This is a genomic window from Aurantimonas sp. A3-2-R12 (genome assembly GCF_036016755.1).
Classification (GTDB): domain Bacteria; phylum Pseudomonadota; class Alphaproteobacteria; order Rhizobiales; family Rhizobiaceae; genus Aurantimonas; species Aurantimonas coralicida_A.
The window spans coordinates 1-1,029 of sequence record NZ_JAYXIH010000126.1; the positions used below are offsets into that span (position 1 = coordinate 1).

1 protein-coding gene is annotated in these 1,029 nt (G+C 58.4%); it reads right to left on the minus strand.

The features are described from left to right. Nucleotides 1–123: 123 nt before the first annotated feature. Nucleotides 124–878, minus strand: a protein-coding gene (locus tag VSX60_RS22355; protein ID WP_327626435.1) for an IS5 family transposase whose coding sequence is annotated in 2 segments (ribosomal slippage) — nucleotides 124–545 and nucleotides 545–878 — 756 coding nt in all. Because the reading frame shifts where the segments join, the coding sequence is not laid out codon by codon here. Nucleotides 879–1,029 lie beyond the last annotated feature (151 nt).

Genomic DNA, 1,029 nt, shown 5'->3' on the forward strand with positions numbered 1-1,029 from the left:
AAATCTGATGAAACAGCCTTTCCCATGAAGCACCTCCTGCTCACAGAGAATCAAACCGAACATCAAATGGGAACCCGTCGATTCAAATTATTCGCCGGATGCTCTAGGCTCAGGACTCATTGATCAGAGCCAGAAGATGACGGCGGCTGCGATACAGATGGCGGAGAAGAAGGTGTGGGCGCATCGGTCGTAGCGGGTTGCGACGCGACGCCAGCCCTTGAGTTTGGCGAAGAGGTTCTCGACCTCGTGCCGCTGGCGGTAGAGGGTCTTGTCGTAGGCGAAGGGCGTCCTGCGGCTCTTCGATGAGGGGATGCAGGGCTCGATGCCTCTGGCTTCGAGCTCTTCGCGGAACCAGGCGCTGTCATAGCCCCGGTCGGCAATCAGGCTGGAGGCCGGCGGCAGGGCGCCGAGCACGAGACGGGCGCCCTTGTGGTCGCTCAACTGGCCTTCCGACAAGAGCAGGATGATCGGCCGGCCATCATCGTCGCAGACGGCATGGAGCTTGGAGTTCAGGCCGCCTTTGGTGTGTCCGATACGTCGGGGAACATCCCCTTTTTTAGAAGGCTCGCCGCCGTCCGGTGAGCCTTCAGATGGGTCGCGTGGATCATGATGCGTTCGGGCCTTGGCCCTTCACCCGCCAAAGCCGAGAAGATCCGGTTGAAGACACCGAGCCGGCTCCAGCGGATGAAGCGGTTGTACAGCGTCTTGTGCGGGCCATAACCGGCCGGCGCGTCCTTCCACCGCAGACCGTTCCTAATGACATAAACGATACCGCTCACCACCCGACGGTCATCGACGCGAGGAACGCCGTGCGACAAAGGGAAATGCGGCGATATCCGCGTCATCTGGCGCTCGCTCAGCAAAAACAAATCACCCATCAAAGCCTCCTTCAATGGAGATCATGAATCACATCTCATATCAAATTAATAGGTCCTGAGCCTAGCATTACAGTTGCGTCTTTCGACGAGTTCTGAATCCATGGGCGACCATGATTCGGAGGTCATGGATGATGGGCGCATCGATCGAGAC